Origin of the sequence: Massilia orientalis, from assembly GCF_030411975.2 — a bacterium.
In the GTDB taxonomy this organism is placed as follows: domain Bacteria; phylum Pseudomonadota; class Gammaproteobacteria; order Burkholderiales; family Burkholderiaceae_D; genus Telluria; species Telluria orientalis.
The window spans coordinates 109,052-133,778 of the sequence record NZ_JASNRB020000018.1 but is presented as its reverse complement, the minus strand read 5'-3'; the positions used below and the strand labels follow the sequence as shown (position 1 = coordinate 133,778).

The window sequence follows — 24,727 nt, the reverse complement described above, 5'->3', positions numbered from 1 at the left end:
TTGGATGGGTTGAAATTATCGCAGATGGGCAAGGCCCGTGGCACGTGGTGCGGATGAATTGATCAGCGCTTCCCTAGGGAGTTCATCGCACGCAGATCCAAAATTAAGTCAATGAAAGAGGCTTTAGAAGAGCAAGCAGAGGCGCGAAGGGCTCTTCACGAAGAACTTGCCCAAAGTAAACTTGACCTCAGAACTCGTCTTGAAGCAAAGGTCGAGTTAACTGAGCAAGAACAAGACACGCTTGCAATGGCATGCAGGCCACCCCTACCTGATGAATTCCCGGATGAAGATCCTGAAATGCTACAAGCCCGGCGCGAGGATCTCTTTTGGAGCGAGTGGATTCGGGAAAGTGAGCCTTGCCAGAAGGCCGTACCTAAGACGACTATCGATCACCTATTCATTTCGACCGAGCAGTTATTGTGGCTTACGCGACGTAACCCGAAAGAGTCCGTCACAGACGCTGCGTCAAACGGAGTTGCGCCCTCAGAGGCAGAGCACAACGGCCACCACGAACGACATGCGGTCCCTCGTGTTCAAGTGTTGATGGCTGCAATTTACTGTTTTCTTAACTTTGAAGATCGTTGCCGAGAATCCAGCGCCGAATGGGCAAGAGTAATCGACGAAAAAGCTCCCCTCTTCTGGAGTGCGGGGACGCCACCTCTGGGACTTGACCTAATCACACGCTTACTGGGTAAGGCAAAAACGCCAAACAAATTATAATTTACTTCACGTGGACTAAAATTTACTCTACGTGATTCCTGTAGTCCAGCAGTCTAGTCTATCGGTATGCCGGTATGTTCCGGCGTGCCTAAGACTACTATGACCACCCAATTTCCTCTCAAGATTCTCCGCTGCAAGCAGGTAGCGGAGCGCCTGTCGCTCTCGCGGTCCACTATCTACGATAAGCTGTCCCCCAACTCGGTCCGTTTCGACCCGTCCTTCCCGCGCCCGATCCACCTGGGCGCTAATGCAGTCGGCTGGGTGGAAGCCGAGATCGAGCACTGGCTCCAATCACGCATCCAAGATAGCCGCAACGGCACGCCAGCTTCCTAAGCTGGTTGAGTTATGTATTAAAAGTCATTTCCGCATAACTCCGTTTTTTATCTAGAAAAATTTCTACTGAATTCACGGCGTTTGCGTAAAGCAGGCGTCGTGATTTGCGCGGGTTTCTGCTCCAAGCACATCTGGTTATTTATTCTATTAAATTAATAATAAATAGAAGGGGGATACGCACCTTCCTAAAAAACATCACTTCATCAACGATAAAGAAATTTTTATGAATGCCTCAAGCAACGATGAGCTCAACGAATTCCGTGAGGCCATGGATGGTCGCCGTGTGTTAATTGAAAATATCGGTGATGAGACCATACTCACTACAAGCCAAGGTTACGACAATACCGATCTTTTTGAGGTCGTCGCTTTTGTCAAACAGATTATGGCTACTGAGGAGCTCGCTTTCGTCACTGTGCCGCTTAATATATTTGCAGGGCTTCGCAAGAAGCTATCATTGTCAAAGTATTACGATCACATAAATTATTTCATGGAGGCTTATCAAGAAGGCTTTGCCTACAATCCTTACATCGAGTTGTTTTATTCAACCTTGTTCGAATTGGTTGGTAAAGACTACTCATTTTTCCATGAGCCTTACGTGAAATCAGGTTTTTGTGAGAAAACTGAGGCAGACGTCTTTAATGACTTGATTTCAAATATCAGAAGGAAAGCTAATTCTAAGGAGTTCAAAAAGAAAGTAAGTTCTATTGAATTCAACTCAAGTCGCAACGAAGTCAGTTCTATTGATTACGTTCAGCGGCTCTTCGAGTGCTATGCCAGGTTGCTGAGTGTTCGCGTAGATTTCTTCTTTTCTAACAAAGATGGCGAGGTTGTTTCAGTGGCGGAAGCAACTTCGTACATGAATCGCTTCATGAATAACAAGCGTACCAACAGTATTTTCAAGAACCTGGTCGGCTATATCTGGAAACTTGAAGAGGGTAACGTTAGAGGCTTGCATTACCATTGCCTATTCTTCTTTGATGGATCGAAGGCTCGCAAAGATGTTTTTATTGGTATGCAAATCGGAAACTACTGGAAGAAGGTAACAAAAGGGAGAGGTGTTTATTTTAATGTAAATGCAAACAAAAAGGATTTTCTTTCGAAGGGCATGGTTCTCGGCATCGGCATGATTGACCACTACAATACCGAAGGGAGAGCTTCACTGTTGAATATCGTAAAGTATTTCTTTAAGCCGGATCAGTATTTGTCCGCCAAAAGCGTTGCTAGGGGTCGAGTGTTTGCTAAAGGCCGTCCCCCTAAGGTTTCGGGTACTGGCCGTCCTAGGAGCGTTGCAAGCTAATCAGGTGCGACCGATTGTTCATTGGCCGTTACTCACCAAGTCTGACGTGTTACCGCGACAAAGTTGCGGCACATGCATGATGCCTTCTTCTATAGAGCGAACTATCTACGCAAAGCCGCTCCGTAGGTTCACGAGGATGTGCACGAGGGTTTGGAGCAAACAGGATATGAACCTGATGGGGAAGGATGGATGCTGTAGTCCAAACTTCCCCAAACCAGATACCACCATTTAGGCTTCGGTCTCTGAAAATCTTAGCGTAGTCATTTTTTCCAAAAGCCCAAATTATTAACTTTAAAAAGTGAAGGTATAGTCGCCTTTATCTGTAGCAATCTCAGCCTCTATCACTTTATCCGGGCAAGCAATAACAACATCGAACCTATTTCCAAAAGAAATTTTGGCTGGCAGACTCCGGTCAGAATTAATTTTACAGTTCGCTCCTCTGTTAAAACGAATATCTTTTACCGTTACCTCGTCCAGGGCAGTAATAGTCACATATGGAACACCATAGTCACTTGATTTAAGAGTCATACTTACTGGAGGCTTTCCAGAACAGCCAACAATACCAAGAACTACAAACACACCAACGCAGATTTTCAGCATTACACCTTTTCGAACGATATTCTTACCGGCTAATTCATAACACTTTATCATCATATTTCCTTACTAAATTGGTGGAACGTTGTGAAGACGAACAACTCGTTTGGGCCATAAATGCCGTGGCCATTTAAGCATCATAGCGAGACCATTGCTACATGGCAAGGATCTCTGGAAAAACTGACAAGGACAACGATCTGGCGAAATTTGGCGCCGCTGTACGTGCTCGCCGTACGGCGCTGGGAATGTCACAGGAAGCTCTAGCTGACTACGCTGGGATTGACCGCTCCCATATGGGAAAACTGGAGCGCGGAGAACGGAACGTGACGTTTTTGAATATCCTTCGCATTGCAAGGGCTGTTCAATGCAACCCCTCAGACCTGTTCAGCGACATTGGCTTGTGATGCATGCAATGACGAACTCCCTTCTACGCATCGGCGGTTTTGCGGGCGTTGAGGATTCGGTACACAGACGCAACACCAATCGCGCAAGCGTCCGCGATCTCTTGCTTGGTTAGCCCTTTGTCGTGAAGCGAATGCACACGAGCGCTTTTTGCCTGGGCCGTAGGAACACGCCCCTTATAGGCTCCTCGCAGCTTGGCGGCTGCGATGCCGACCTTCTGACGTTCGAGCATGTTCTCCCGTTCGAACTGTGCGATTGAAGCGAATAGATTGAACGTCAAGCGTCCCGCTGACGTGGCCGTGTCGATTGCTAAGTCAAGAATTCGGATCGTTGCACCTGCACGAGACACACGCTCCTCGATCTCAACCATGTGTACCATCGATCGAGCTGCACGTGACAAGGATGTGAACACCAGCACGTCGCCGCGCCTGAGTACGAGAAGCGCCTTTGCAAACTCGACACGATCTTCCATCCGTACGCTGCTGATTTGTTCCTTATAGATGGTCTGGTCGGAACAGCCCGCCCCCTTCAGCTTTGCGATTTGATCGGCCAAGCCAGCGACCTGTTCGACTGTGGAAGTACGTGCGTACCCATAGATCATGTTGATCTCCTATCAATGAAGTTTGGAAGATGTGATATTTATCAATGAGGCCTAGAGTCAGGCCACATGTTGGTAGGTTTTACGCAGCTCGCGTGGGTCGATCAGATGACCCTGCCCTAATGGGGTTGTAGTCCTCCGTTTAGGGCCGCTTGGTACGGATGCGTGTGGACAATTAAAAGATACTTTTGGTGAGAATTTCCATTAAAATTAATGTTATTATTGCTTCAAATAAACAAAATTAATCCATATGAGCAGTGATATCCCAACGGCCGCCGCTGACGCACAGCCTGATGCATCCCCCCAGGAACCGCATGTGCCGTTTCCCCCATTGGAAGTGGGGCAGGTGGACCCGGTCTTCAAAAAGACCGTGGCATTTATCATCCTCGATTCGGCTAGGTTTTATATCTTTCTTGATCCTGAACACGAAATTTTCTGGATGTGGAATGCCCCGGAAGAATTGAAGTCTACTGTGGGAAATATATTAAACCGAGTTGCTTTTCTTCAGTCTTTGGCAAGATTTGCGAAAGACAAGGATAGAAAGCATTTCCAGAGGCTGATAGCAGAGGGGTTGGCGCGATACCTGGATTATGCTTCGGAGAAGCAGGCAAATGAAGCGCTTGATATTGCCGAAAAAGAAATAAGAGAACTCAGCTTGAAAATATCTTGGCGATGGTATTTCAATGCTGCCTATTTATTAACTGCTATATCTTCTCTAACTCTGTTGCTGCTCTGGTGTTTTCGTTACGAAACGCGTTTGGTAATCGGACATAAGGCATTTGATGTAATTTTTGCTGCTTTAATTGGACCAATTGGGGCATTAATTTCCGTAATTGCTCGTGGCGATCGAATCACCCTTGATGCCAATGCTGGCATTCTTTTACACATAACCGAAGGACTGGCACGAATCGCGGTTGGAATGTGCGGTTCAGGTCTTGTCGCCCTCGCTATCAAGGCCGGAATAATCGCGGGAGGCGTTGCATTCAAAGGTAGCCCGTTTGCGACTCTGTTAACCTTTGCATTGGTGGCGGGAGCTAGCGAGCGGATTGTACCTAGTTTAATAGATCGCGTTGAACGTTATGCAGTTCGTGGAGAAACGGAAAGGAAGAAGAAATAGATGTCAGAGAAACAGGTTAGTTTGTTGGTGCGCATTGAAGGTGGCGTGGCTGACGAGGGGCGTATTGATCTACACGATGCTGCTGGTTTCGTGAACGGCTTAGCCCGTGCGACCAATATAGTTGCCCATGCTTTTGCGAATGACGGGGATATTCGGCGCAAGGCTCAAGGTGCACATGGCGCAAAAGCATATTTGCACTCTTCGCGAAAAGGATGTTTTGAGGAACAAGTTGACATCGTCTTCGAGGATAAAGTTGTTGCAGACGTCGGGCATAGCGTATTGACGAATGTGTTTTGGGACTTCCTCACTTGGACTTGGTCTGCGGCAATTGGTGCCGAATACGAACCTCAAACACCGCGAGTGCGAAGGATATCGGAAGCTAACGATGTCTTCATTGATGAAATAGCCGACATGCTAGAAGCTCCAATGAAATCTTTGCATAAGTCGCTGGAAGCTGATCGTTCGATGACGATGTATCTTAGTCGTCCACGAGGGGACGACATCATTAAATTCACCCATGATTCTTTGGATTACGTAACGACACGAGAAGAGTTAACTGAAACCAAGTATATAACAGGAAATGTTACAAGATTTAACGTCCTGAGTAATCATGGGCGCATTTATTCAGATGTTGAGAAGAGGGTCTTATCGTTCGTTTTGGCTGAAAGCGATACGAGGCTAAGTGGATTAGCAATAACTTCTATGCAGGCCAAAAATGATGGGGATGATGGAAAGATGCATTTCAAGGTTGGCAAAATAATAAGTGCTCAGGGTGTTACTAAGCGGTATAAGGTTTATGACATTCTTCCAATGGACGATTCATAATGAAAATGTCTTCGAGGGCGTAGTTATTGCTGATGCACGCTTTTTCGCCTCCAAGATTGTTTGCCTCGATGTTGCGATGGCTTAGCGTTGAAGAGCTGCTCCGGCTCGCTGAGTTTAGCGAGTAGCTCCGCGCACGAATTGATGAGCAGGTACGTCAGGGGAAGGTGTTGCTAATAGAAGGAGCGCAACGGCAAGAAATCCATTGCGCAAAAGGATAACGGCGCACAACGGGGCAGCTATCGGCGCTACGATTCCAACATGGATGGCTCTTGCTCCTCGCTTGCCGCCCTACTGAAGCTGAATTCGCAACTCAGGCAGACGAAATTGTCGAGAACGTTGTCGTCGACAATTTCGCCAAGCGAAGCGCCAACAGAGCCGCCTGCTGCACCTCCTACAAGAGCGCCGACGATTGCGCCTGCTACGCCTCCTATAACGGAGCCAAGTGGCCCAACAAACATCCCAGTTAGGGCACCAAGCTCAGCCCCGCTCGTGGTGCTTATCGCTCCCCCAACAGCGCCAGCAATCGTACCAATAGCGCAAACGGCTCTTCGTGCATACCCCTTGGTAGTAATGCGATCGTCCCCACATCTCGGGCATTGGCACGTCATCCTTCAATGCTCCTTTTGGCAGATTGCGGGGATAATAAATTCATGTCTGAATTTGTCCTCTTGTAGTGATCGAGTACCGCGTTACGTCGTACTCGTTCCATGTACACTGCAAAGCTGGTCGCTGACAAAATACCGGCCGCAAATACAATGGAAAACGCCATGAGATACTCTAGGGGGGATGCGTGTGGTCGCATGATGAGTCCTTCTAAAAGTTTGGTAGGAACGAACTGCGCAGCAATATCGTCCGTGTTTAGATGACAAAGGCATGGCTCTGCAGCTTATCGACAGCAGAGCCATGCCTTCATTTTGTAAATTAATTTCCTTGCGGCAACTATTGGTCGATGCCGTGAATCAATGCAAGCTGTTCTTGAGCTTAAGTCAAGGATATAGCTCTGAAATTTTTCAGCTCCACTCCCGCCCCCTTCATCTGTAAAGTCGGCCTGCCCCGTAGCTTGGTCTACACAGGCTGGTAGGTGAAGATACGCGCAGAAATCCTCTTGACTGATGTAACCAAATCGGGAACAATGGTGTTGTTCCCATTTTGGGAGCTAGCCAGTTGCCTGAGGAGGTACACATGGAGCTAGTTTTTTATGAAGTTAATTGGATTGGGTGTACTTGATACGTTTTGCATTCGTCACGCTGACTGCCGAAAATGGATATCAAACTGGATAAGTGACGTACGGGCGAGTAGCTGGAAAACAAGTCAAGACATCAAGGGGCGATACTCGACAGCTAGTTTCCTTGCGGAAAATATCGTTATTTTTAATGTGCGTGGGAATGAGTACCGCCTTGAAACTCAAGTTGCATACAACGCTGGAGTAGTCGTCGTTAAGTGGGCGGGAACGCATGAGCAGTACACCAAACGGATGCGTTGATCATGGAATATCGGATATTAAGGAGTGAGGCAGAGCATGAGGTCGCTATGCGTGAGGCGGAGCGACTCGTGGCTCTTGACCCAGAGGCTGGTTCTGAAGATGGGGAGCGACTCGCTCTACTGTCGTTGCTAATTGAGGACTATGAGAAGAGAGCATTTCAGTTCGAGCCTCTTGATCCAATTGAGATCATAGAGTTTCGTATGAGTGAGCAGGGGCTTCGACAGAAGGATCTTGTGCCGATGCTTGGTAGCCGAAGCAGGGTATCTGAGGTATTGTCTGGAAAACGCCCGCTGACCGTGCAAATGATTCGGGCCCTGTCTGGGGGCCTTGGCATTCCAGCGGACGCGCTAGTAGGTAGAGACGTAGAGGCGGCCGCAAGCGATGCAGAACGAAATGTTGACGACATCGATTGGAAGCGCTTTCCTTATCGGGAAATGGAGCGTCGAGGATGGTTTAGTGCGGCACGGATCTACGGCGAAACAGCTGAAGAGATGTTGCGTTCGTTCTTGGGGAACATCGTTCCCGAGAGACAAGCTCCCGTGATGTTTCGGCGTCGGTTCCGTGGGGATAATTTGGATGAAAAGGCGTATTATTCCACCTTGGCTTGGTCGGCTCGCGTTCTGATGCGGGCGAAGGATTTGGAGGCCGAAGTACCAAAGTTCGATCCTGCAAAGATCTCAGCGGAGACATTGCGAGACCTTGCTCGACTGAGTTGGTTTGAAAATGGCCCTCGACTTGCGATCGAGTTTCTTGCAAAACTGGGCATTATAGTAGTAGTAGAGCCACGGCTCCCTAACGCTTTAATCGATGGTGCGGCAATGCTATCAGAGCAAGGCAAGCCCGTAATTGGCATGACGCTTCGTATTGATCGTACAGACTATTTTTGGTTTACGTTACTTCACGAGGTGGCTCATGTTTGGAAACATTTGAATTCGTCAGATGAATCTTTCATTGATAGGATCGAACGCATTGCAAGTGTAGAGAAGGTGGAGCAAAAAGAGAATGAGGCTAATCGTGTGGCGCGTGATGCCTTTATTCGTAGAGCCGTCTGGGAGCGTTCATCTGCAAGGCTAGCGCCTACTCGACAAAATATTCAGGAGTTAGCAGACAAGCTTCACATTCACCCATCGATTGTGGCGGGACGGATTCAGTTTGAGAGTGGGCATTACGAACTTTTCCGAGAATTCATGGAGCAGGGCACAGTACGGCAGTATTTCAGTGAGTGTTCTTTCGCATAAACGAGGGAGGCCGATTTGGAAAGCTCAGTGGTTTACGTTCCTGTAGTTAAAGGATCAAAGTATGACTTGATGGCAGTCGGAAGAGTTAATAAAAGCGTTCGTACTGCTATTAAGCCGTTTGTAGAGGCGATGCCGGTAGACCCTCAGAAGCCGTCAATTGACGAGCACGTGTATAAACTCTGCTCAGGAATTCGTAAGCACTTGCCCCTAGGAGAATTGTTTGTAGATTTTTATGGATTGATGCCTGACGATATTGTCGCAGATGGAACCAATGCGATTATTCACGGCTTCCGTTTGCTTAAAGGACTAGGGCGCCCTGTAACGCCAGTATTTGGCTTTGAGCGTAATGATGAGCTCTGGGATGGGTTGGGAGCAATTGCGCGCGAGTTTGGCAAAGGGTTCTGCTTCCGACTTTCGCGCGACGATTTGGATGAGTATCAGTTCGATGATGTGTGGTCGCAGATTATCGAGCGCTCAGCACAAATGAATATTCCTCATGATCAGATCGATCTCATGTTGGACTATCGGCACATTGATGCTGAGTCGGTCAAATCCTTAGCGGAAAACGTGATTTCGTTTCTGTTTCATAATCCTGATGTTGCTCAGTTCCGTTCTGTCGTCGTGGCAGGATCATCAGCTCTCAAGTCGGTAGCTGAAATCGAAAAGGATGGGATGGGTGAGGTTGTGCGTCAAGAACTCCATTTGTGGTCTTTTCTTTGGCGTGATATGCCTGACAACTTCAAACCTATATTTGGCGACTATGGGGTAATTCATCCGGATTTTAGTAATCAATCTCCTAGCAAATATGTGAATGCTAAGATCCGATATACCGTAGGGGATAAAATTGTATATTATCGGGGACATGCCTTACACTTCCCTGATAAGGATTATGAGCAATATCACGAACTTGCAAGTCGCGTGATCGCGGATCGCCGATACGTCGGGCGTGATAAAAGCGATGGTGATAAATGTATCGACGACTGCGCAAAGCGCATGATTGGGCCTGGGGCACTTGGTACTTGGGTTGCCGCTGATATGAACCACCACGTTTGCTATTCTGCTCGGCAAATGGCACGCTTAATTCAGAAATTGCAACTTGCTTCATCTGAGCAAGATGTTCAAGTTGCTCTTATCGAGCATTAGAGAGCGTCTAAGCCGCGTTGACTGCTGATCGTATAAAAACCGCTCAAGAAGTAAGGCTGCAATGAACCGGACCGCGCTCTGTCCTTAGATAAAAGCGAGAGCATAGCTCCGCAGCCTAAAAGGCTGCGGAGCTATGCTCTTAATGATGTACTTTGAACGTATTAGGTTAAATCTGCGGGATGGCTCCTTTTTTGTATCACTGTCTAGCTGCCGTTCTTAAACAGGATTTAAACTCCTCTAGCTCGACACTAGAACAAGTTCACGCTTTCTTTCCAAACGCTAAAACTTGTGCACCATGGTTGAGAGCATCTAAGTAATCAGCCCATCGCTGCATCATCCGTTTGCGTTCGGGAAGATGTGATGTGCGGTTATAAGCGCGTCCATTTGTATCCTTCACAGCGTGAGCCAACTGGTGCTCAATCAAATCAACGCGCTCTGCCAGCACCTCGTCTAAAATCGTCCGCGCCATGGCACGGAAGCCATGGGCAGTCATGATTTCCTTGCTGTACCCCAAGCTCCGCAGCGCTGCGTTGATAGTGTTTTCGCTCATGCACCGTTCGGCGGTTCTGATACTTGGGAAGACAAATTTGCCATGACCGGACATAGGCTGCACTTCACGCAGGATCTCAAGTGCTTGTGTCGATAACGGAACGATGTGGTCAGAGTCCATTTTCATCTTGTGCCCTGGTATCCGCCACTCTGCTGCCCCAAAGTCGATCTCGTTCCATTCGGCCGCTCGCAACTCACCAGGACGTACAAAAACCAGCGGCGACAGTTTCAAGGCTGCCCTGGCGTATGGATGCCCTTGATATCCATGAATCGAACGTAAGAGCACGCCCACTTGCTTAGGGTCTGTGATCGCCGCGAAATGGCCTTTCTCAGGCGCTGCGAGCGCACCTTTGAGGTCAGCGGTTACGTCCCGCTCTGCAAGCCCACATGCGACGGCATATCGAAACACTTGCCCGCAAATCTGTTTTACTCGATGGGCTGAATCGACTGCGCCACGATCCTCCATTTTTTGAACGGTTGCCAAGACATCACGTGGCTTGATCGTGGAAATAGGCATCTTTCCGATGAAGGGGAAGACATCGTGATTTAGCCAGTTTGTGATTTTTTCTTGGGTGCTTGCCGCCCGATTGGCAGCGGTCTTCGCCAGCCATTCGTGTCCGACCTTCTCAAAGGTGTGCGCAGCCGCAGCGTTCATGGACCTCTTCGCATCCTGTTTGGCCTGGCTAGGGTCGATGCCGTCGGCGAGAAGTTCACGTGCCTCGTCTCGGCGCTTGCGTGCCTTGGCAAGCGATACGGCCGGGTACACGCCCAGCGCTAAGGTCTTTTGCTTCTCTGCGAAGCGATAATTCATGCGCCAGTACTTGCCTGCTGCCTTAACTAGCAAAAACAGACCTTGGCCATCTGTGTGCTTGTCGCCCGCAGGCGCACCGCTATGCTTGACTTGGCGCACGAAAGTATCCGTTAAGGCCATTTCCTCTCCTTGTTGGTACCTGTACGGCAGAACGAAAAAGTACCAACAAAAACACCATGAAAATGTTGGTACCCGATGCTATCGCCTTGGATAGCGTTGGACAAGAAAAAACCCGCGTCCCTATGAGGGAGCGGGTTTTTTGGATTTGGTCGGACTGCTTTGAACAGTCTATTGGTGCCTCCGGCCGGAATCGAACCGGCACGCCTTTCGGCGCTTGATTTTGAGTCAAGTGCGTCTACCAATTCCGCCACAGAGGCTGCAAGCGCAGGCGCGCATATTAGCACATGGAATGCAAAACTGACCAGAGTGCGTGCGCCCGCAGTGGGCGCAGGGGGCGTTCCGGCGTATGATCTCGCCTACCTGAGCAAACGCGCCGTCCGGCAAGGCGGCCTGTACGATGAAGAATAAGAAAATACGCGAGATCATCCTCGGCAAGCCGCTCGACCCCATGAAGAGCGAGACGCGTCACTCGATGGCCCTGGTCGCCTTCCTTGCCTGGGTCGGACTCGGGGCGGACGGCCTGTCCTCCTCATCGTACGGTCCGGAAGAAACCTTTCGCGCGCTCGGCGCCCATACCCACCTCGGCCTGTACATGGCCGTCGCCACCGCCGTCACCGTCTTCATCATCGCGCTTGCGTACAACCAGGTGATCGAACTGTTCCCGACCGGGGGCGGCGGCTACCGCGTGGCCACCAAGCTCGTCGGGCCGTATCTCGGCCTCGTGTCCGGCGCCGCCCTGATCCTCGACTACGTGCTGACCATCGCGATTTCGATCGCGTCCGGCGTCGATGCGCTCGCGTCGTTCCTGCCGCTCGGCTTCCAGCCCTATAAACTCTGGGCCGAGGCGTTCTTCATCGGCCTCCTGATCGTGATGAACCTGCGCGGGCTGAAGGAGGCGATCCAGATCCTGCTGCCGATCTTCCTCGGCTTCGTCGCCACGCACCTCGTGCTGATCGTGTACGGCATCGTCGCGCATGCGTCGCACCTGCCGCAGCTCGTGCCCAGTACGGTCGCCGAGACGGGTTCGCTGGCCGGCGAGATCGGCTGGGCCGGCGTGGCCGGCATGCTGCTGCTCGCGTATTCGCAGGGCGGCGGTACCTATACGGGCCTCGAGGCCGTGTCGAACAACGTCAACCTGCTGGCCGAGCCGCGCGTCCGCACGGGCAAGATGACGATGTTCTACATGGCCCTGTCGCTGGCCGTCACGGCCGGCGGCATCATTTTGCTGTACCTACTGTGGGATGCGCAGCCGACCGCGGGCGAGACGCTGAACGCGACCACCTTCCGCCGCATCATCGCCAGCATGGGCCTGGGGGGTGAGCTCGTGAACCAAATCGTGCTCGCCGTCGTCCTCGCGTTCGAGGCCGGGCTCCTGTTCGTGGCGGCCAATACCGGCTTCCTCGGCGGACCGTCCGTGCTGTCGAACATGGCGGGCGATTCGTGGGTGCCGCACCAGTTCCGCTACCTGTCCACGCGCCTCGTCACGCAGAACGGCATCCTCGTGATGGGCGTCGCCGCGCTGGCGATCCTGTTCTGGACGCGCGGCCAGGTCACGCTGCTCGTCGTGCTGTATTCGATCTCCGTGTTCCTCACGTTCGCGATCTCGCTGTTCGGCCTGTGCCTGTATTGGTGGCGTCATCGCAAGGATGCGCGCTGGGTCCGGCGCTTCCTGCTGTCGCTGACGGGCTTCATCATCTGCGCCGGCATCCTCGCCGTGCTGCTCGTCGAGCGCTTCACGCAGGGCGGCTGGGCCACGGCATTGATCATCGCGGCCATCGCGGGCCTGTGCATCTTCATCCGCAACCACTACCGCGAAACCAAGCGCGCCATCCGCTCCGTCGACCGCGTGTTCGCCAACCAGCCGTTCGGCCCGGCGAAGGAAGCCGTCGATCCGGAACCGGATGCGCAGACGGCCGTCTTCATCGTCGGTAACTCGCGCGGCGGCGGCCTGCATGCGCTGCTGTGGGTGCTGCGCATGTTCCCCGGCCACTTCAAGAATTTCCTGTTCGTGAACGCGCGCACGGTCGACGCCCATGCCTACGGCGGCGAGGGCGCGCTCGAGAAGATGCGGAAGGATGCGGCGCGGACACTGGAATACTTCGTCGATTTCTGCCAGAGCCACGGGATGGCGTCGGCGTCGTACATCGGCTTCGGCACGGATGCGGTGGAAGAGGTGACCCGCATGTGCGAGCAGATCAACCGCGAGTATCCGAACTCGATTTTCTTCACCAGTAAATTGATCTTCGCATCCGACAACTGGTTTACGCGGCTGCTGCACAACCAGGCGTCGCTGGCGGTGCAGCGCCGCCTGCACCTGGAAGGCTTGCAGATGGTGATCCTGCCGATGAAGGTGTGAGGTTCGTCAGCAGCTGAGTTGCTGGCGCAGCGCGTGCAGCGTGCGCACGGGGCCGGCGACTTCGAGCATGTGGTCGCGCACGGTTACCGTGATGTCGGCGTTCTTCCCTGCGGACCAGCGTGCAGCGCGCATGCGGTAGCGCACGGTGCCGGGGCTGCGTTCGGCCGGCGCGTAGCCGAGACTTTCCATCGCATCGTCCAGGGTGCCGACCAGGTGGCAGGCCGAAAAGCGGGTCGTGACCTCGAAGCGGCCGGGGAGCGTGGGCGCGATCGCCGGCAGCAGGCCGCCCAGCAGTACCGGCACGACGATGTAGCCGAGCGGCGCCGTCGGATCGACGAGGTGGAAGGCGAAGGCCAGCGCGGGCAGGCCCAGCACCATGCTCAGCAGGAGAATTGTCCGGCGTTGCGCGGGGGCGAGGGAGGTGGGACGATGCGGTCCCTTCCGGACGCGCTCGATTTCGGAAAACGTCACGCTTTTCATGTCGCACTCCTTACGTTGAACGACGGCTGGGACTGGCTACAAACTCCATTTTGATCAAGCGCCCCCAGGGCGGATTGACCTTTCTCAAATTCGTTTTTTCCGAGAAGAATTGTTCTGGAATGAAAGGTTCCTGGTCGGAAAATTCTTTTCTATTCAGAAATGATAGAAATTTGTGCGAGATTTAACGGTTAGTCAGGCTTTCGGAACTTAAGCTGTTCCGACGGATCGGTGTAAAGACACCTGCTCCTGGATAGCGAGTCCGATTAATCTCTCAACGGAACTATCATGAAACTCAAATCTCTCGTTCTGGCGATGGTCGCGGGCGCGGCACTGCTGGCGCAAGGCGCGGGGGCGGCGACGGTCAACCGCACGGCCCCGGTCGTCACGACGGACGATGGCCTGGGCGGCTTCAACGCGCATTTCGGCGACACGTTCGCGCAGTCGACCACCGGCAGCACCTTCAGCGACGTCTTCACGTTCGACGTCGGCACGTCGTTCGACGCGGCCGCCTCGCTGACGTCGGCCTACCTGAACACGCCGCAGACGAAGGACCTCCTGATCACGGGCCTCTCCCTGTACCGCTACGATCCGGTCACGAAGGCCGTGCTGGGGACCGCCATCGCGGGCATCGATCTGACGGGTTCGGGTGCCGATGCGCCGGATTCGTGGGCGCTGTCGGGCTTCGGGCTGACGAGCGGCGCCTACGCGGTCCAGGTGAATGGCGAGGTGCGCGGTGTCGGGGGCGGGGCGTTCGGGGCGGATCTGACGATCTCGCCGGTGCCGGAGCCGCAGACCTGGGGCATGCTGCTGGCCGGCCTGGGCGTGTTGACGACGCTGGCATGGCGCCGGCGCCAGCCCGCGCGCGTGCGCGCGGACGTGCGGCGCATGCGGCGCCGCTGAGCGCTCAGCGCACGCGCCGGTACAGGCGGAAGCGTTCGTCGCGGTCGGACGGGCGGCGGCCTTCCCACAGCAGCGTCCAGTCGCGGCCGTGGAACGGCAGCGCCGCACCGCCGCGCACGAGCGCGCCGTTCTGCATCGCGCCCGACTGGGCAGGCCCCTTCTGGCCGACGCTGTCCTGCAGCAGCATGTAGCTGCACGCGCCGCCGTCGACGGGGGCGAACGGCAAGTGGCCGAAGTAGGCGAACGACGCACGCTGGGGCGCACCGACGTTCGTGTCGATGCAGTCGGCGCCGGCCGGCAGGCGCGCGGCGATCTGCTGGGCCACGCTGGCGTAGCTCTTGCCGTAGTTCAGGTCCGGCAGGAACAGCGTCATCAGCAGCACCCACAGCAGGATCAGGCCGCCCGACGACAGCACCACGGCCCGCCACAGCACGGAAGGCTGGCGCGACAGGCGCCAGTGCACGAGGAAGATCCAGCCGACCGTCGTCGCGGCCGCGACGAGAAAAGCGACGATGCCGAATTCCGGCTTGAAGCCCGGGACCAGCTTGAGGGCGTTCTTGGCGAATTGCGCGGGCCAGCCCGTCAGCTTGGCGATCCAGAACACCCAGACGAGGCCGCCCAGCAGGGTCAGCACCATCACGGAAAACCAGTCGATCGCATTGATCGCGCCGCGCTTCATCGTCGGCAGGCCGAACGCGGCCATCAGCGCCATCGGCGGCAGCAGCTTCAGCAGGTCGCCGCTTTCGGGAATCGGGTCGCACAGGATCACGAGCGTCAGCACGCCGACGAAGAAGGTCGGCAGGATGATGTGCAGCAGCCCGTGCTGGCGGCGCCAGGCCCAGGCGGCCCAGGCGGCGAATGGCCACGCCGGCCAGAAATACCAGATGCCCACCCGGAAGAACGCCTTGATCGCATGCCAGCCCGGCACGCTCAGCTGCTCGGCATTCCAGGCCAGCCAGCCGCCGACGGGCGACAGGCCGTACGGATGCGCCAGCGTGGCCGGGATGGCCCATACGAGCGTGATGAGCAGCGCGGTACCCGCGGCCTGGCCGAGATGGCGCAGCAGGGAGGCCGACGGCAGCTTGAGGAAGCGGATGCACAGGTAGAGGGCGGCGAGCAGGGCCAGCGGCGGCGCGAAGCCGCGCGTCAAGGTGAGCAGGCCCAGCGCAACGCCGACGTACACGGCGTTGCGCGGCGTGCTGTCCTCGATGTAGCGCACCGAGCGGAACAGGAACCAGGACAGCAGCGCGCCCTGCAGGGTGACGGCCAGCGTCTCGTGGCTGTGCAGCAGCAGGCCCAGGCAGCCAAGGTAGATCAGGACGGCCGTGTCGGCCAGCGTGCGGCCATAATCGTCCGGCTCGGGCTGGCCGCCGAAGGCCAGGCGCAGCGGCTGGGCTTCCGAACGCCGGCCGAGGTGGAATGCCGTGTGCCACAGCGATACCGTGCCCAGCACGAAGATGCCGATGGTCGAGATGCGCGCCCCGAGCACGTCGCCCAGAAGCCAGCCGAACAGTTTGATGCACAGTGCGCCGAGCCAGAACGCCAGCGGCCCTTCCTCGGGCGCGGGCAGGCCGGCGATGTGCGGCATCAGCCAATCCTGGATGCCGCCGTGCGCCATCGTCCACATGATGCCGAAGCTGGCGGCGTCATCCTTCCACGGGTCACGCCCGATCAGGCCCGGCAGGATGTACAACAGGCCGAGTGCGTACAAAGCCCAGCGTGGCAGCGCGAGGGTGGCGGCGGCGGGTAGGCGGACGGGTTTCATCGATAGCGCGCGAAGTAATGCAATAAATTAATGTCGCGTAGTATAAGGGGACCGTGGCAAAGCGTCGCGGGTGGTATTGCTACGAGGCGTAACGCGGGTGGGCGACGACGAAAAAAAAGGAAGCCCCTGGGCTTCCTTTGGGGAGGCCAGGAGGCTTCCCGGATGTTCGCTCGTCGGGGACTTAGCCGTTGGCGACGCTGGTCTTCGAACCGACCGAGCCGAACTTCTGGCGGAATTTTTCAACGCGGCCAGCGGTGTCGACGATCTTGTGCTTGCCGGTAAAGAACGGGTGCGATTCAGCGGACACCTCGATCTTGACCAGCGGGTAGTCTTTACCTTCGAAATTGATGGTTTCGCGGGTCGAGATGGTCGAGCGGGTGATGAATTTGAAATCGCAGGACAGGTCGTGGAACACGACTTCGCGGTAATCCGGATGGATATCGGTCTTCATGGTTTTGCCTTGGTTTAAGTTGGTAGCCAAACGGCACTTCGTCGGTCGACCTGCTTCTTGACCCGATTGCCGATCACTTGCCAGGGTTGGATACGGAACCGGCGATTATAAGCCAGCCCTGCGCCCAAGGCAACCGTTGCGGTTTCGGCACCGTTCAGGCGCCGTGCAGGCGCGACATCATGGTGAGGATCATGCCGCCGAAACCGAGGCCGAAGCCGATGAGCATCGTGATGGCGGTTGCCGCCATCCACTTGCTCAGGTGGGCCGATTCGCCATGGATGTCGGCCTTGAGTTCGGCCTTCAGTTCCGCCAGGTCTGCTTTGTTGGGTAGCATGGTCAGCGTGGTGTCGAAGCGGGTTTCGAGAACCGTCAGCCGGCGGTCGAGCAGCACGTCCTTGTCGTGCTGGGCCGGGACGTCGCGCAGTTCGTTGAAAATCATCTTGGCCTCCTTGGTTGTCTTGGGGCGGATTTTGCGCGCCCGAATCTACCTCGGCTTGACCTAGATGAATCGTATCCTAAAAAGCGAAAAAGGCGAGTACGACTCGCCTTTTCCGTTCGATGCCAGGGCTGGAGGATCAGCCGCCGCGACGCATCAGGTCGAAGAATTCGACGTTGTTCTTGGTCGCGCGCATCTTGTCGAGGATGAACTCCATCGCCTCGATCTCGTCCATCGAGTACAGCAGCTTGCGCAGGATCCAGATCTTCTGCAACTGGTCCGGCTTGATCAGCAGTTCCTCGCGGCGGGTGCCCGACTTGTTCAGGTTGATCGCCGGATAGACGCGCTTCTCGGCCAGGCGGCGCTCGAGGTGGACTTCCATGTTGCCGGTGCCCTTGAATTCCTCGTAGATCACGTCGTCCATGCGCGAGCCGGTCTCGATCAGCGCGGTCGCGACGATCGTCAGCGAGCCGCCTTCCTCGACGTTACGCGCGGCGCCGAAGAAACGCTTCGGACGCTGCAGCGCGTTGGCGTCGACACCGCCGGTCAGCACCTTGCCCGAGGCCGGGATCACGGTGTTGTAGGCGCGTGCCAGGCGGGTGATCGAGTCCAGCAGGATCACGACGTCCTTCTTCATCTCGACGAGGCGCTTGGCCTTCTCCAGCACCATCTCCGCGACCTGCACGTGACGGGTGGCCGGTTCGTCGAAGGTCGACGCGACGACTTCGCCGCGCACCGAGCGCTGCATCTCCGTCACTTCCTCGGGACGTTCGTCGATCAGCAGGACGATCAGCGTGCAGTCAGGGTGATTGGCGGTGATCGCGTGGGCGATGTGCTGCAGCATGACCGACTTGCCCGACTTCGGCGAGGCGACCAGCAGGCCGCGCTGGCCCTTGCCGATCGGCGAGATCAGGTCGACGATGCGGCCGGTGATGTTTTCCGCGCCGTTCATGTCGCGCTCGAGGCGCAGCGGCTCGTTCGGATGCAGCGGCGTCAGGTTCTCGAACAGGATGCGGTGTTTCGAGGCTTCCGGCGATTCGCCGTTGACCTTGTCCACCTTCACCAGCGCGAAGTAGCGCTCGCCATCCTTCGGCGTGCGGACCTCGCCTTCGATCGAGTCACCCGTATGCAGGTTGAAACGGCGGATCTGCGATGGCGAGATGTAGATGTCGTCGGTGGAAGCCATGTAGCTCGCATCCGGCGAACGCAGGAAACCGAACCCGTCCGGCAACACTTCGAGCGCACCGTCGCCGAAAATCTGTTCGCCTTGTTTCGCGCGCTTCTTGAGGATCGCGAACATCAGTTCTTGTTTACGCAGGCGAGCTGCGTTGTCGATATCCAGGCTGATCGCCATCTCCAGAAGGGCGGAGACGTGCATTGCCTTCAGTTCAGATAAGTGCATGTGTCGGGTGTCCCGTGACGGGAAAGTAAAGGTAGGGGAGGGAACTGCGTGGGTTAATCAAAGGGATAGGATCGGAATCGATCGCCTACCCGGTCCGGAACAGGCGGCAGTGCGGGCGCGCTGCCGCCACCTATGGTATCAGATGTTGCTATCGATGAAAGCAGTCAGCTGGCCTTTTGCCATCGCGCCGACTTTCTGGGCGGCTGCGACACCGTTCTTGAACAGGATCAGCGTGGGGATGCCGCGGATGCCGAACTTGGCCGGAACGGCCTGGTTGGCATCGACGTCCATCTTCGCGATCAGCAGCTTGCCGTCGTATTCTTTCGCGACTTCTTCCAGGATCGGGGCAATCATCTTGCAGGGGCCGCACCACTCGGCCCAGAAGTCGACCAGGACCGGGCGCTCGGACTTGAGCACGTCGGTTTCGAAAGATGCATCGCTGATGTGTTTGATGTTTTCGCTCATGTTTTCCTCAAGAGAGGTAGGTCAATTTAACGCCTGCAGGTCTTTCGGGCACGTTGCAAACCTACTGCGCGTTGCACTGCAGTCCTGCGATGCTCGCTGTACTCTCGTACAGCTGCGCTTCTCGAACTGCATTGCCGCCGCTCGCGACGGTTTTCAAAGTGCCCTTTTATCCAATCCTGCTCGGTAGTGTCAGCCGGTTCCCGTACTTGTCAGACTGGCTTGCTGCACAAAGGTGGTGCCAATGTGTGCAATATTCAATAGTGGAAGAGCTGCAAGAGGATGTCAGGCGGGGTTTAATCGGAATAATAACCGATTTTTTTGGAACGTGTTCGTGAGCTTTGTACAAAATCTCAACATGCTCAAGGTTCCTGATTGACCTCACCAATTATCACCACAATTAGCCGACACTGCCGGTGAATTTATATAAATGTCCTGGGTGCCACATCGTCACGACCGAGGCCACCCGGCCGCCCGACGTCGTGCGGCGCTTGAGCACGAGGCACGACGTGCCGGGTGCGACGCCGAGCATTTCCGCCACTTCGCGCGGCGCCGGCAGCGCTTCGATGCTGTACGTGGCGCCCTGCAGCGGCGCCGCTTCCATCAGGTGTTCGTTGGGCGTGATGCGCGCGAAGTCCTGGTCCAGGTAGGCGGGCGCGCAGGCCGGATTGACCCAGCGGTCCTCGACCTGGATCGGCCGGCCGTTCTCGTCGTGCACGATCAGCGAATGGAACAGCGGCGTGCCGGGTTCCAGTTCGAACTGGCGCGCCAGCGTCTCGCCCGCCGGGCTTTGTTCCAGCAGGCGCGGATGGCTCGCATGCACGTGGCCGCGCGCGCGCACCTCGTCGGCGATGTTGCGGATCTCGACCAGCGTCGCCTGGTACTTCTGCGGCGCGACGTAGGTGCCCGAACCCTGGCGGCGCGTGAGCACCTGTTCCGCCGTCAGCTCGCGCACGGCGCGGTTGACGGTCATGCGCGAGACGCCGAACTGGCGCACGAGCGCCTGCTCGGACGGCACCAGGTCGCCTTCCTTCCAACGGCCCGACGCGATCTCGCCGAGCAGATAATCCTTGATACGCTGGAAAATGGGCGTGCTGTCTTGCGCGATCTGTTCGTCCAAACTACTCTCCGGAATCTGTCACCTCGTCGGGGAGGCGACATTCTAGCATCGCGAATTCGAAAGCAAGACCCGAAGTGTTTGCCGGAACGCCCGCGCTTACGATGGGGCCATCGAGAATCTGGAGACCGAGATGAACACCGCCACCCTCCCCCAATCCGCTGCCGCCTGGCTCACCGACGACGAGCGCTGGGCCGCCGTGGTCGCCCGCGCGCGCGCAGCCGACGGCCAGTTTTATTATTCGGTGCGCAGCACGGGCGTGTATTGCCGGCCCTCGTGCCCGTCGCGCACACCGCGCCGCGCCAACGTCGCTTTCCACGCGACGCCGCACGATGCCGAGGCGGCGGGCTTTCGCGCCTGCCTGCGCTGCCGCCCGGACGCGCCGCCGCTGGCCGAACGCCAGGCCGAGGCCGTGGCGAAGGCGTGCCGCCTGATCGAGGCCGCCGAGGACGAACCGGACCTCGCCAGCCTGGCCGAGGCCTGCGGCATGAGCCGCTTCCACTTCCACCGCATCTTCAAGGCGCACACGGGCATCACGCCGAAGGCCTATGCGGCGGCGCGCCGGGCCGAGCGATTGAAGCAGGGGCTGGCGCAGGCGGGCAGCGTCACCGCGGCCGCCTACGACGCCGGCTTCAATTCCAGCGGCCGCTTCTATGCCGCGTCGTCCGGCGTGCTGGGCATGACGCCGAAGCGTTATCGCGCGGGCGGCGGCGGGGAAGCCATCCGCTTCGCCGTGGCGCAGTGCTCGCTGGGCGCGCTGCTCGTCGCCGCGACCGACAAGGGCATCTGCTGCATCCTGCTGGGCGACGATCCGGATGCCCTCGTGCGCGACCTGCAGGACCGCTTTCCGAAGGCCGAGCTGATCGGCGCCGAACCCGGCTTCGAACGCACGGTGGCGCAGGTCGTCGCCTTCGTCGAGGCGCCGCGTCTCGGGCTCGACCTGCCGCTCGACGTGCGCGGCACCGCGTTCCAGCAGCGCGTGTGGCAGGCGCTGCGCCAGATCCCGGCCGGGCAGACGGTCGGCTATGCCGAACTGGCCGCGCGCCTCGGCATGCCGCAGGGCGCGCGCGCCATCGCCGGCGCCTGCGCCGCCAATCCGGTGGCGGTGGCGATTCCCTGTCACCGCGTGGTGCGCAACGACGGCTCGATCTCCGGCTACCGCTGGGGCGTCGAACGCAAGCAGGCGCTGCTCAAGCGCGAGGCCGAGGCGTCATGAGTATCGACTGGGACCGCGTCGCCGACGACCTCGACGCCTTCGGCTGCGCCGTGCTGCCGTCCCTGCTGGATGCGGAGCAGTGCGCGGCGTATGCGGCCGGCTATGGCGACGACGCGCAATTCCGCAGCCGCGTCGTGATGGAGCGGCACGGCTTCGGGCGCGGAGAATATCGCTATTACGCGTATCCGCTGCCGCCTGGCCTGGCGGACCTGCGCACGGCGCTGTACCCGCCGCTGGCGCGCATCGCCAACCGCTGGCAGGCGGCGCTCGGGTTGGAGGAGCGCTACCCGGACGCGCATGCCGGCTACCTGGCGCGCTGCCACGCGGCCGGCCAGTTGCGCCCGACGCCCCTGCTGCTGCAATACGGTCCGGGCGACTACAACTGCCTGCACCAGGACCTGTACGGCGACTTTGTCTTCCCGTTGCAGGTGGCCGTGCTGCTGTCGCGCCCCGGCGTCGATTTCAGCGGCGGCGAATTCGTCCTGACGGAACAGCGCCCGCGCATGCAGTCGCGGGTCGAAGCGGTGCCGCTGGGGCAGGGCGATGCCGTCGTCTTCCCCGTGCACACGCGCCCCGTCAACGGCACGCGCGGCATCTACCGCGTCAACATGCGCCACGGCGTCAGCCGCGTGCGCAGCGGGCAGCGGCACACGCTGGGCATCATCTTCCACGACGCCAGCTGAGAACCGGGGTCAGAGCCCGATTTTTGGAAATTGCTCCAGCGCTTAGTCTAGCGTCGTCTCGCTTGGTGCTGCCAGGCCGAGAGGACGATTGCCATTGCTGGCGACCCTGATTTCCGAAATCAGTTGATCGGGCAATGCGTCTTCGCATAGCTGCCTGTACAGAGCCTGGCGCGTGATCGTTTCATGGTGCAGGCGCAAATATGCGAGATGCGGCTTGACCAGCGGGCTATTGTGTCCGAGGGCATTTGTTTGGTAGCTGGACCAGGGGTAATGTTCTGGCTTGTCCACCATGTGTGCGCGCACAGGATTCAACTCGATGTAGCGCTGACATGCCAGAAAATAGTCCTCGTCGAGCACGAGGCAGGAACGAAAGCGGCCTTCCCATAAGGTGCCTGTACGCGTGTGGCGACGGTTGAAGTATTGAACGTAACGCTGGCCCAGGCGCCGCATGAGTACGCTGGCTCCATGCTCATCATCTGGAGACAATAGCAAATGGACGTGATTGGTCATCAGTACATAGGCATGCAGAGCACAACCGCAGTCGTATGCGCATTCACGCAATATGTCGAGATACACCAGATAGTCGCTTCGACAGGTGAAGCACGGAATCCGATTGTTTCCTCGCTGGATGACATGGAGCGGTACCGACGGCAGGACAAGGCGGCGCGGACGTGGCATGGCGAAAGCGAAACGTTACGGGAGACGAGACGATACAAAACCGTCGTCCGAAGACAGCGAGGAAAATCAACTGTACAAAGTATTCGGACCATTTTCAGGCGGATCTTTCCAAATACCGGGCTCTGACCCCGGTTTTATGAAATGTGCTAAGGGAAGTAGAATTTTTACCAGATGTTGGGCATGCATACGTTTCCGTCGTAGCATCGACAAACCTGCACCTTAGCAGGCATAAAAAAAGATAATCCAACGGAGACAACCATGAGCGTATCGCGTCGCCTGTTCCTGGCCGCCCTCGGCGTGGCCAGCGTGTCTGGCGGGAGCCTGGCCCGGGCCGGGGACCTGCCGCAACCCCTCGTCATTTACGATGACGAATTGAAGAACGGTTTCCAGAACTGGAGCTGGGCGAAGACGCAGTTGTCGGTGCCGGTCGGGAACGGCAAGCCGATCCGCGTCGAAGGCGAGCCGTGGAGCGCGCTCGCCCTGCACCACGAACCGTTTTCCACCGAGGGCTACAGCAAGCTGACCTTCGTCATCAACGGCGGCATGAACGGCGGCCAGACCCTGATGGTCAAGGCCATGGCCGACGGCAAGGCGATCGAGGCCGACTTCGCCATCCAGCTGAAGGCGAAGACGTGGGCCGCCGTCGACGTGCCGCTGAAGGACATCAACGCGGCCGGCAAGACCATCGACACCCTCATCTGGCAGGGCCAGGGCGCCGCCTACGCGGGGTACTACATCACGCGCATCCAGCTCGAGTAAGCGCGCCCCTCACGGCAGCTCGCCCCCCGAGAACGGATCGATCGAGTACGGATGCACGGTGCCGAGGAATCCCGGTTGCGCACGCACGCGGGCGATCCACCCGACGATGCCGGGGTAGTCAGCCAGCGCCAGCCCGGCATCAATGGCCCGGTGGACGTACGCAAACAGCGACATGTCGGCGATCGTGTACGCGGCGCCCGCGATGAACGGGCGCTGCGTCAGTTCGCGGTCGAGGATCGCCAGCGCCTTGTCCGCGACGCGGCGCAGGCGGTCGACCAGCGCCGGCGCGCGCCGCGCCAGCTTGCCCGTCAGCGTCCAGTGGCGCAGCGTCGCGATCGACGCCACGTGGTCCTGCTCGAACGACAGCCATTGCTGCACCTTCGCCCCGCCGAACGGATCGGAAGGCAGATACGGCGTGCCGTGCGCCAGGTACGTCAGGATGGCGTTCGATTCGGCCAGCGTGCGGCCGTCGGGCAGGCGCAGCGCGGGTACGGCGCCGGTTGGATTCACGGCAAGGAAGTCGGGGCGCTGGCCTTCGCCTTCGAAGATACGCACGATTTCCGTGCGATAGGGGATGTCGAGATGGTTCAGCAGCAGGCGGACTTTCCAGGCGTTCTGCGAGGGCAGGTAATCGTACAGGGTGAGCATCGTTATCTCCGGTGAAAAACACGATTGGACCACCGCGTAAAACGCCGCACCCTCCGGTTCTTGCGATCTAACCACAGGCCCGCGATTGACCACAATGTAAATTTCTATACACTCTGTTTCTTGCTATTGAGCCGTACCCCGGTT

26 protein-coding genes and 1 tRNA gene are annotated in these 24,727 nt (G+C 57.0%); 14 read left to right on the top strand and 13 right to left on the bottom strand.

The window, feature by feature from the left end; translation table 11 throughout:
* Nucleotides 1–111: 111 nt before the first annotated feature.
* From QPK29_RS25380 to QPK29_RS25370, 3 genes are all read left to right on the top strand, one after another.
* Nucleotides 112–720: a hypothetical protein gene (locus QPK29_RS25380; protein WP_371768852.1), complete on the top strand. Its 609-nt coding sequence runs from the start codon at nt 112–114 to the stop codon at nt 718–720.
* A 99-nt stretch (nt 721–819) separates the two neighbouring features.
* Complete coding sequence (locus QPK29_RS25375; RefSeq protein WP_371768853.1) at nt 820–1,053, top strand: helix-turn-helix transcriptional regulator; 234 nt, start codon at nt 820–822, stop codon at nt 1,051–1,053.
* Between the two features lie 223 nt (nt 1,054–1,276).
* A complete protein-coding gene (locus tag QPK29_RS25370) occupies nt 1,277–2,350 on the top strand; it encodes a YagK/YfjJ domain-containing protein (protein ID WP_371768854.1) in 1,074 nt (357 codons plus the stop codon).
* Nucleotides 2,351–2,641: 291 nt separating this feature from the next.
* Here QPK29_RS25370 and QPK29_RS25365 read toward each other — a convergent pair whose 3' ends face one another.
* Nucleotides 2,642–3,001 (bottom strand): hypothetical protein, encoded by a 360-nt coding sequence (locus tag QPK29_RS25365; RefSeq protein WP_400189855.1) that lies wholly within the window; start codon nt 2,999–3,001, stop codon nt 2,642–2,644.
* Nucleotides 3,002–3,102: 101 nt separating this feature from the next.
* Between QPK29_RS25365 and QPK29_RS25360 the strand changes: the two genes are divergently transcribed.
* The gene (locus QPK29_RS25360; RefSeq protein ID WP_371768856.1) at nt 3,103–3,348 is read left to right on the top strand and encodes a helix-turn-helix domain-containing protein; all 246 of its coding nucleotides are present in this window, start codon (nt 3,103–3,105) and stop codon (nt 3,346–3,348) included.
* Nucleotides 3,349–3,371: 23 nt separating this feature from the next.
* Here QPK29_RS25360 and QPK29_RS25355 read toward each other — a convergent pair whose 3' ends face one another.
* Entirely contained in the window at nt 3,372–3,947 is a 576-nt protein-coding gene (locus QPK29_RS25355) for a recombinase family protein (protein ID WP_371768857.1), read from the bottom strand.
* A 247-nt stretch (nt 3,948–4,194) separates the two neighbouring features.
* Here QPK29_RS25355 and QPK29_RS25350 point away from each other — a divergent pair, with 247 nt between their 5' ends.
* The 5 genes from QPK29_RS25350 to QPK29_RS25330 all read left to right on the top strand — a co-directional run bounded on the left by QPK29_RS25350 (nt 4,195) and on the right by QPK29_RS25330 (nt 9,750).
* Nucleotides 4,195–5,061, top strand: coding sequence for a hypothetical protein (locus QPK29_RS25350; protein WP_371768858.1), 867 nt, complete (start codon nt 4,195–4,197; stop codon nt 5,059–5,061).
* Nucleotides 5,062–5,886 (top strand): DUF7946 domain-containing protein, encoded by an 825-nt coding sequence (locus QPK29_RS25345; RefSeq protein WP_371768859.1) that lies wholly within the window; start codon nt 5,062–5,064, stop codon nt 5,884–5,886.
* 1,198 nt (nt 5,887–7,084) lie between these two features.
* Nucleotides 7,085–7,369: a type II toxin-antitoxin system HigB family toxin gene (locus tag QPK29_RS25340; RefSeq protein ID WP_371768860.1), complete on the top strand. Its 285-nt coding sequence runs from the start codon at nt 7,085–7,087 to the stop codon at nt 7,367–7,369.
* 68 nt (nt 7,370–7,437) lie between these two features.
* Entirely contained in the window at nt 7,438–8,607 is a 1,170-nt protein-coding gene (locus QPK29_RS25335; RefSeq protein WP_371768861.1) for a helix-turn-helix domain-containing protein, read from the top strand.
* Between the two features lie 15 nt (nt 8,608–8,622).
* A complete protein-coding gene (locus QPK29_RS25330; RefSeq protein ID WP_400189854.1) occupies nt 8,623–9,750 on the top strand; it encodes a beta family protein in 1,128 nt (375 codons plus the stop codon).
* A 259-nt stretch (nt 9,751–10,009) separates the two neighbouring features.
* Here QPK29_RS25330 and QPK29_RS25325 read toward each other — a convergent pair whose 3' ends face one another.
* Nucleotides 10,010–11,230: a tyrosine-type recombinase/integrase gene (locus QPK29_RS25325; RefSeq protein WP_371768863.1), complete on the bottom strand. Its 1,221-nt coding sequence runs from the start codon at nt 11,228–11,230 to the stop codon at nt 10,010–10,012.
* A gap of 172 nt (nt 11,231–11,402) precedes the next feature.
* Nucleotides 11,403–11,487, bottom strand: a tRNA-Leu gene (locus QPK29_RS25320).
* A gap of 140 nt (nt 11,488–11,627) precedes the next feature.
* On the opposite strand from QPK29_RS25320, the gene QPK29_RS25315 reads away from it, so the two are divergent.
* Nucleotides 11,628–13,586 (top strand): APC family permease, encoded by a 1,959-nt coding sequence (locus tag QPK29_RS25315; protein WP_371768864.1) that lies wholly within the window; start codon nt 11,628–11,630, stop codon nt 13,584–13,586.
* Nucleotides 13,587–13,592: 6 nt separating this feature from the next.
* Here the strand turns inward: QPK29_RS25315 and QPK29_RS25310 are convergent, their stop codons facing one another.
* Nucleotides 13,593–14,066: a hypothetical protein gene (locus QPK29_RS25310; protein ID WP_371768865.1), complete on the bottom strand. Its 474-nt coding sequence runs from the start codon at nt 14,064–14,066 to the stop codon at nt 13,593–13,595.
* A gap of 285 nt (nt 14,067–14,351) precedes the next feature.
* Between QPK29_RS25310 and QPK29_RS25305 the strand changes: the two genes are divergently transcribed.
* Complete coding sequence (locus tag QPK29_RS25305; protein ID WP_371768866.1) at nt 14,352–14,966, top strand: FxDxF family PEP-CTERM protein; 615 nt, start codon at nt 14,352–14,354, stop codon at nt 14,964–14,966.
* A gap of 4 nt (nt 14,967–14,970) precedes the next feature.
* On the opposite strand, the gene QPK29_RS25300 is transcribed toward QPK29_RS25305, so the two are convergent.
* The 6 genes from QPK29_RS25300 to hutC form a co-directional block, all read right to left on the bottom strand.
* Nucleotides 14,971–16,731: an ArnT family glycosyltransferase gene (locus tag QPK29_RS25300; protein ID WP_056124538.1), complete on the bottom strand. Its 1,761-nt coding sequence runs from the start codon at nt 16,729–16,731 to the stop codon at nt 14,971–14,973.
* Nucleotides 16,732–16,912: 181 nt separating this feature from the next.
* Nucleotides 16,913–17,182, bottom strand: coding sequence for a type B 50S ribosomal protein L31 (locus QPK29_RS25295; protein ID WP_056124537.1), 270 nt, complete (start codon nt 17,180–17,182; stop codon nt 16,913–16,915).
* Nucleotides 17,183–17,336: 154 nt separating this feature from the next.
* Nucleotides 17,337–17,621, bottom strand: coding sequence for a hypothetical protein (locus QPK29_RS25290; protein ID WP_371768867.1), 285 nt, complete (start codon nt 17,619–17,621; stop codon nt 17,337–17,339).
* 136 nt (nt 17,622–17,757) lie between these two features.
* Entirely contained in the window at nt 17,758–19,020 is a 1,263-nt protein-coding gene (rho, locus tag QPK29_RS25285) for a transcription termination factor Rho (protein WP_036236120.1), read from the bottom strand.
* Nucleotides 19,021–19,158: 138 nt separating this feature from the next.
* Complete coding sequence (gene trxA / locus QPK29_RS25280; RefSeq protein ID WP_036236119.1) at nt 19,159–19,485, bottom strand: thioredoxin TrxA; 327 nt, start codon at nt 19,483–19,485, stop codon at nt 19,159–19,161.
* 397 nt (nt 19,486–19,882) lie between these two features.
* Nucleotides 19,883–20,602 carry a histidine utilization repressor gene (gene hutC / locus QPK29_RS25275; RefSeq protein WP_156403693.1) on the bottom strand — a complete coding sequence of 240 codons (720 nt, stop codon included), beginning with the start codon at nt 20,600–20,602 and terminating at the stop codon, nt 19,883–19,885.
* Nucleotides 20,603–20,732: 130 nt separating this feature from the next.
* Between hutC and ada the strand changes: the two genes are divergently transcribed.
* Together ada and QPK29_RS25265 are read left to right on the top strand one after the other, a co-directional pair.
* The gene (gene ada / locus QPK29_RS25270) at nt 20,733–21,815 is read left to right on the top strand and encodes a bifunctional DNA-binding transcriptional regulator/O6-methylguanine-DNA methyltransferase Ada (protein WP_056124531.1); all 1,083 of its coding nucleotides are present in this window, start codon (nt 20,733–20,735) and stop codon (nt 21,813–21,815) included.
* Nucleotides 21,812–22,498: a 2OG-Fe(II) oxygenase gene (locus QPK29_RS25265; protein ID WP_371768868.1), complete on the top strand. Its 687-nt coding sequence runs from the start codon at nt 21,812–21,814 to the stop codon at nt 22,496–22,498. The genes ada and QPK29_RS25265 overlap by 4 nt, the downstream gene beginning before the upstream one ends.
* A gap of 42 nt (nt 22,499–22,540) precedes the next feature.
* Here the strand turns inward: QPK29_RS25265 and QPK29_RS25260 are convergent, their stop codons facing one another.
* Entirely contained in the window at nt 22,541–23,176 is a 636-nt protein-coding gene (locus QPK29_RS25260) for a transposase (protein WP_371768869.1), read from the bottom strand.
* Between the two features lie 258 nt (nt 23,177–23,434).
* On the opposite strand from QPK29_RS25260, the gene QPK29_RS25255 reads away from it, so the two are divergent.
* The gene (locus tag QPK29_RS25255; RefSeq protein ID WP_371768870.1) at nt 23,435–23,935 is read left to right on the top strand and encodes a hypothetical protein; all 501 of its coding nucleotides are present in this window, start codon (nt 23,435–23,437) and stop codon (nt 23,933–23,935) included.
* 9 nt (nt 23,936–23,944) lie between these two features.
* Here QPK29_RS25255 and QPK29_RS25250 read toward each other — a convergent pair whose 3' ends face one another.
* Nucleotides 23,945–24,583, bottom strand: a complete 639-nt coding sequence (locus QPK29_RS25250; protein WP_371768871.1) for a glutathione S-transferase family protein — start codon at nt 24,581–24,583, stop codon at nt 23,945–23,947.
* Nucleotides 24,584–24,727: the final 144 nt, after the last annotated feature.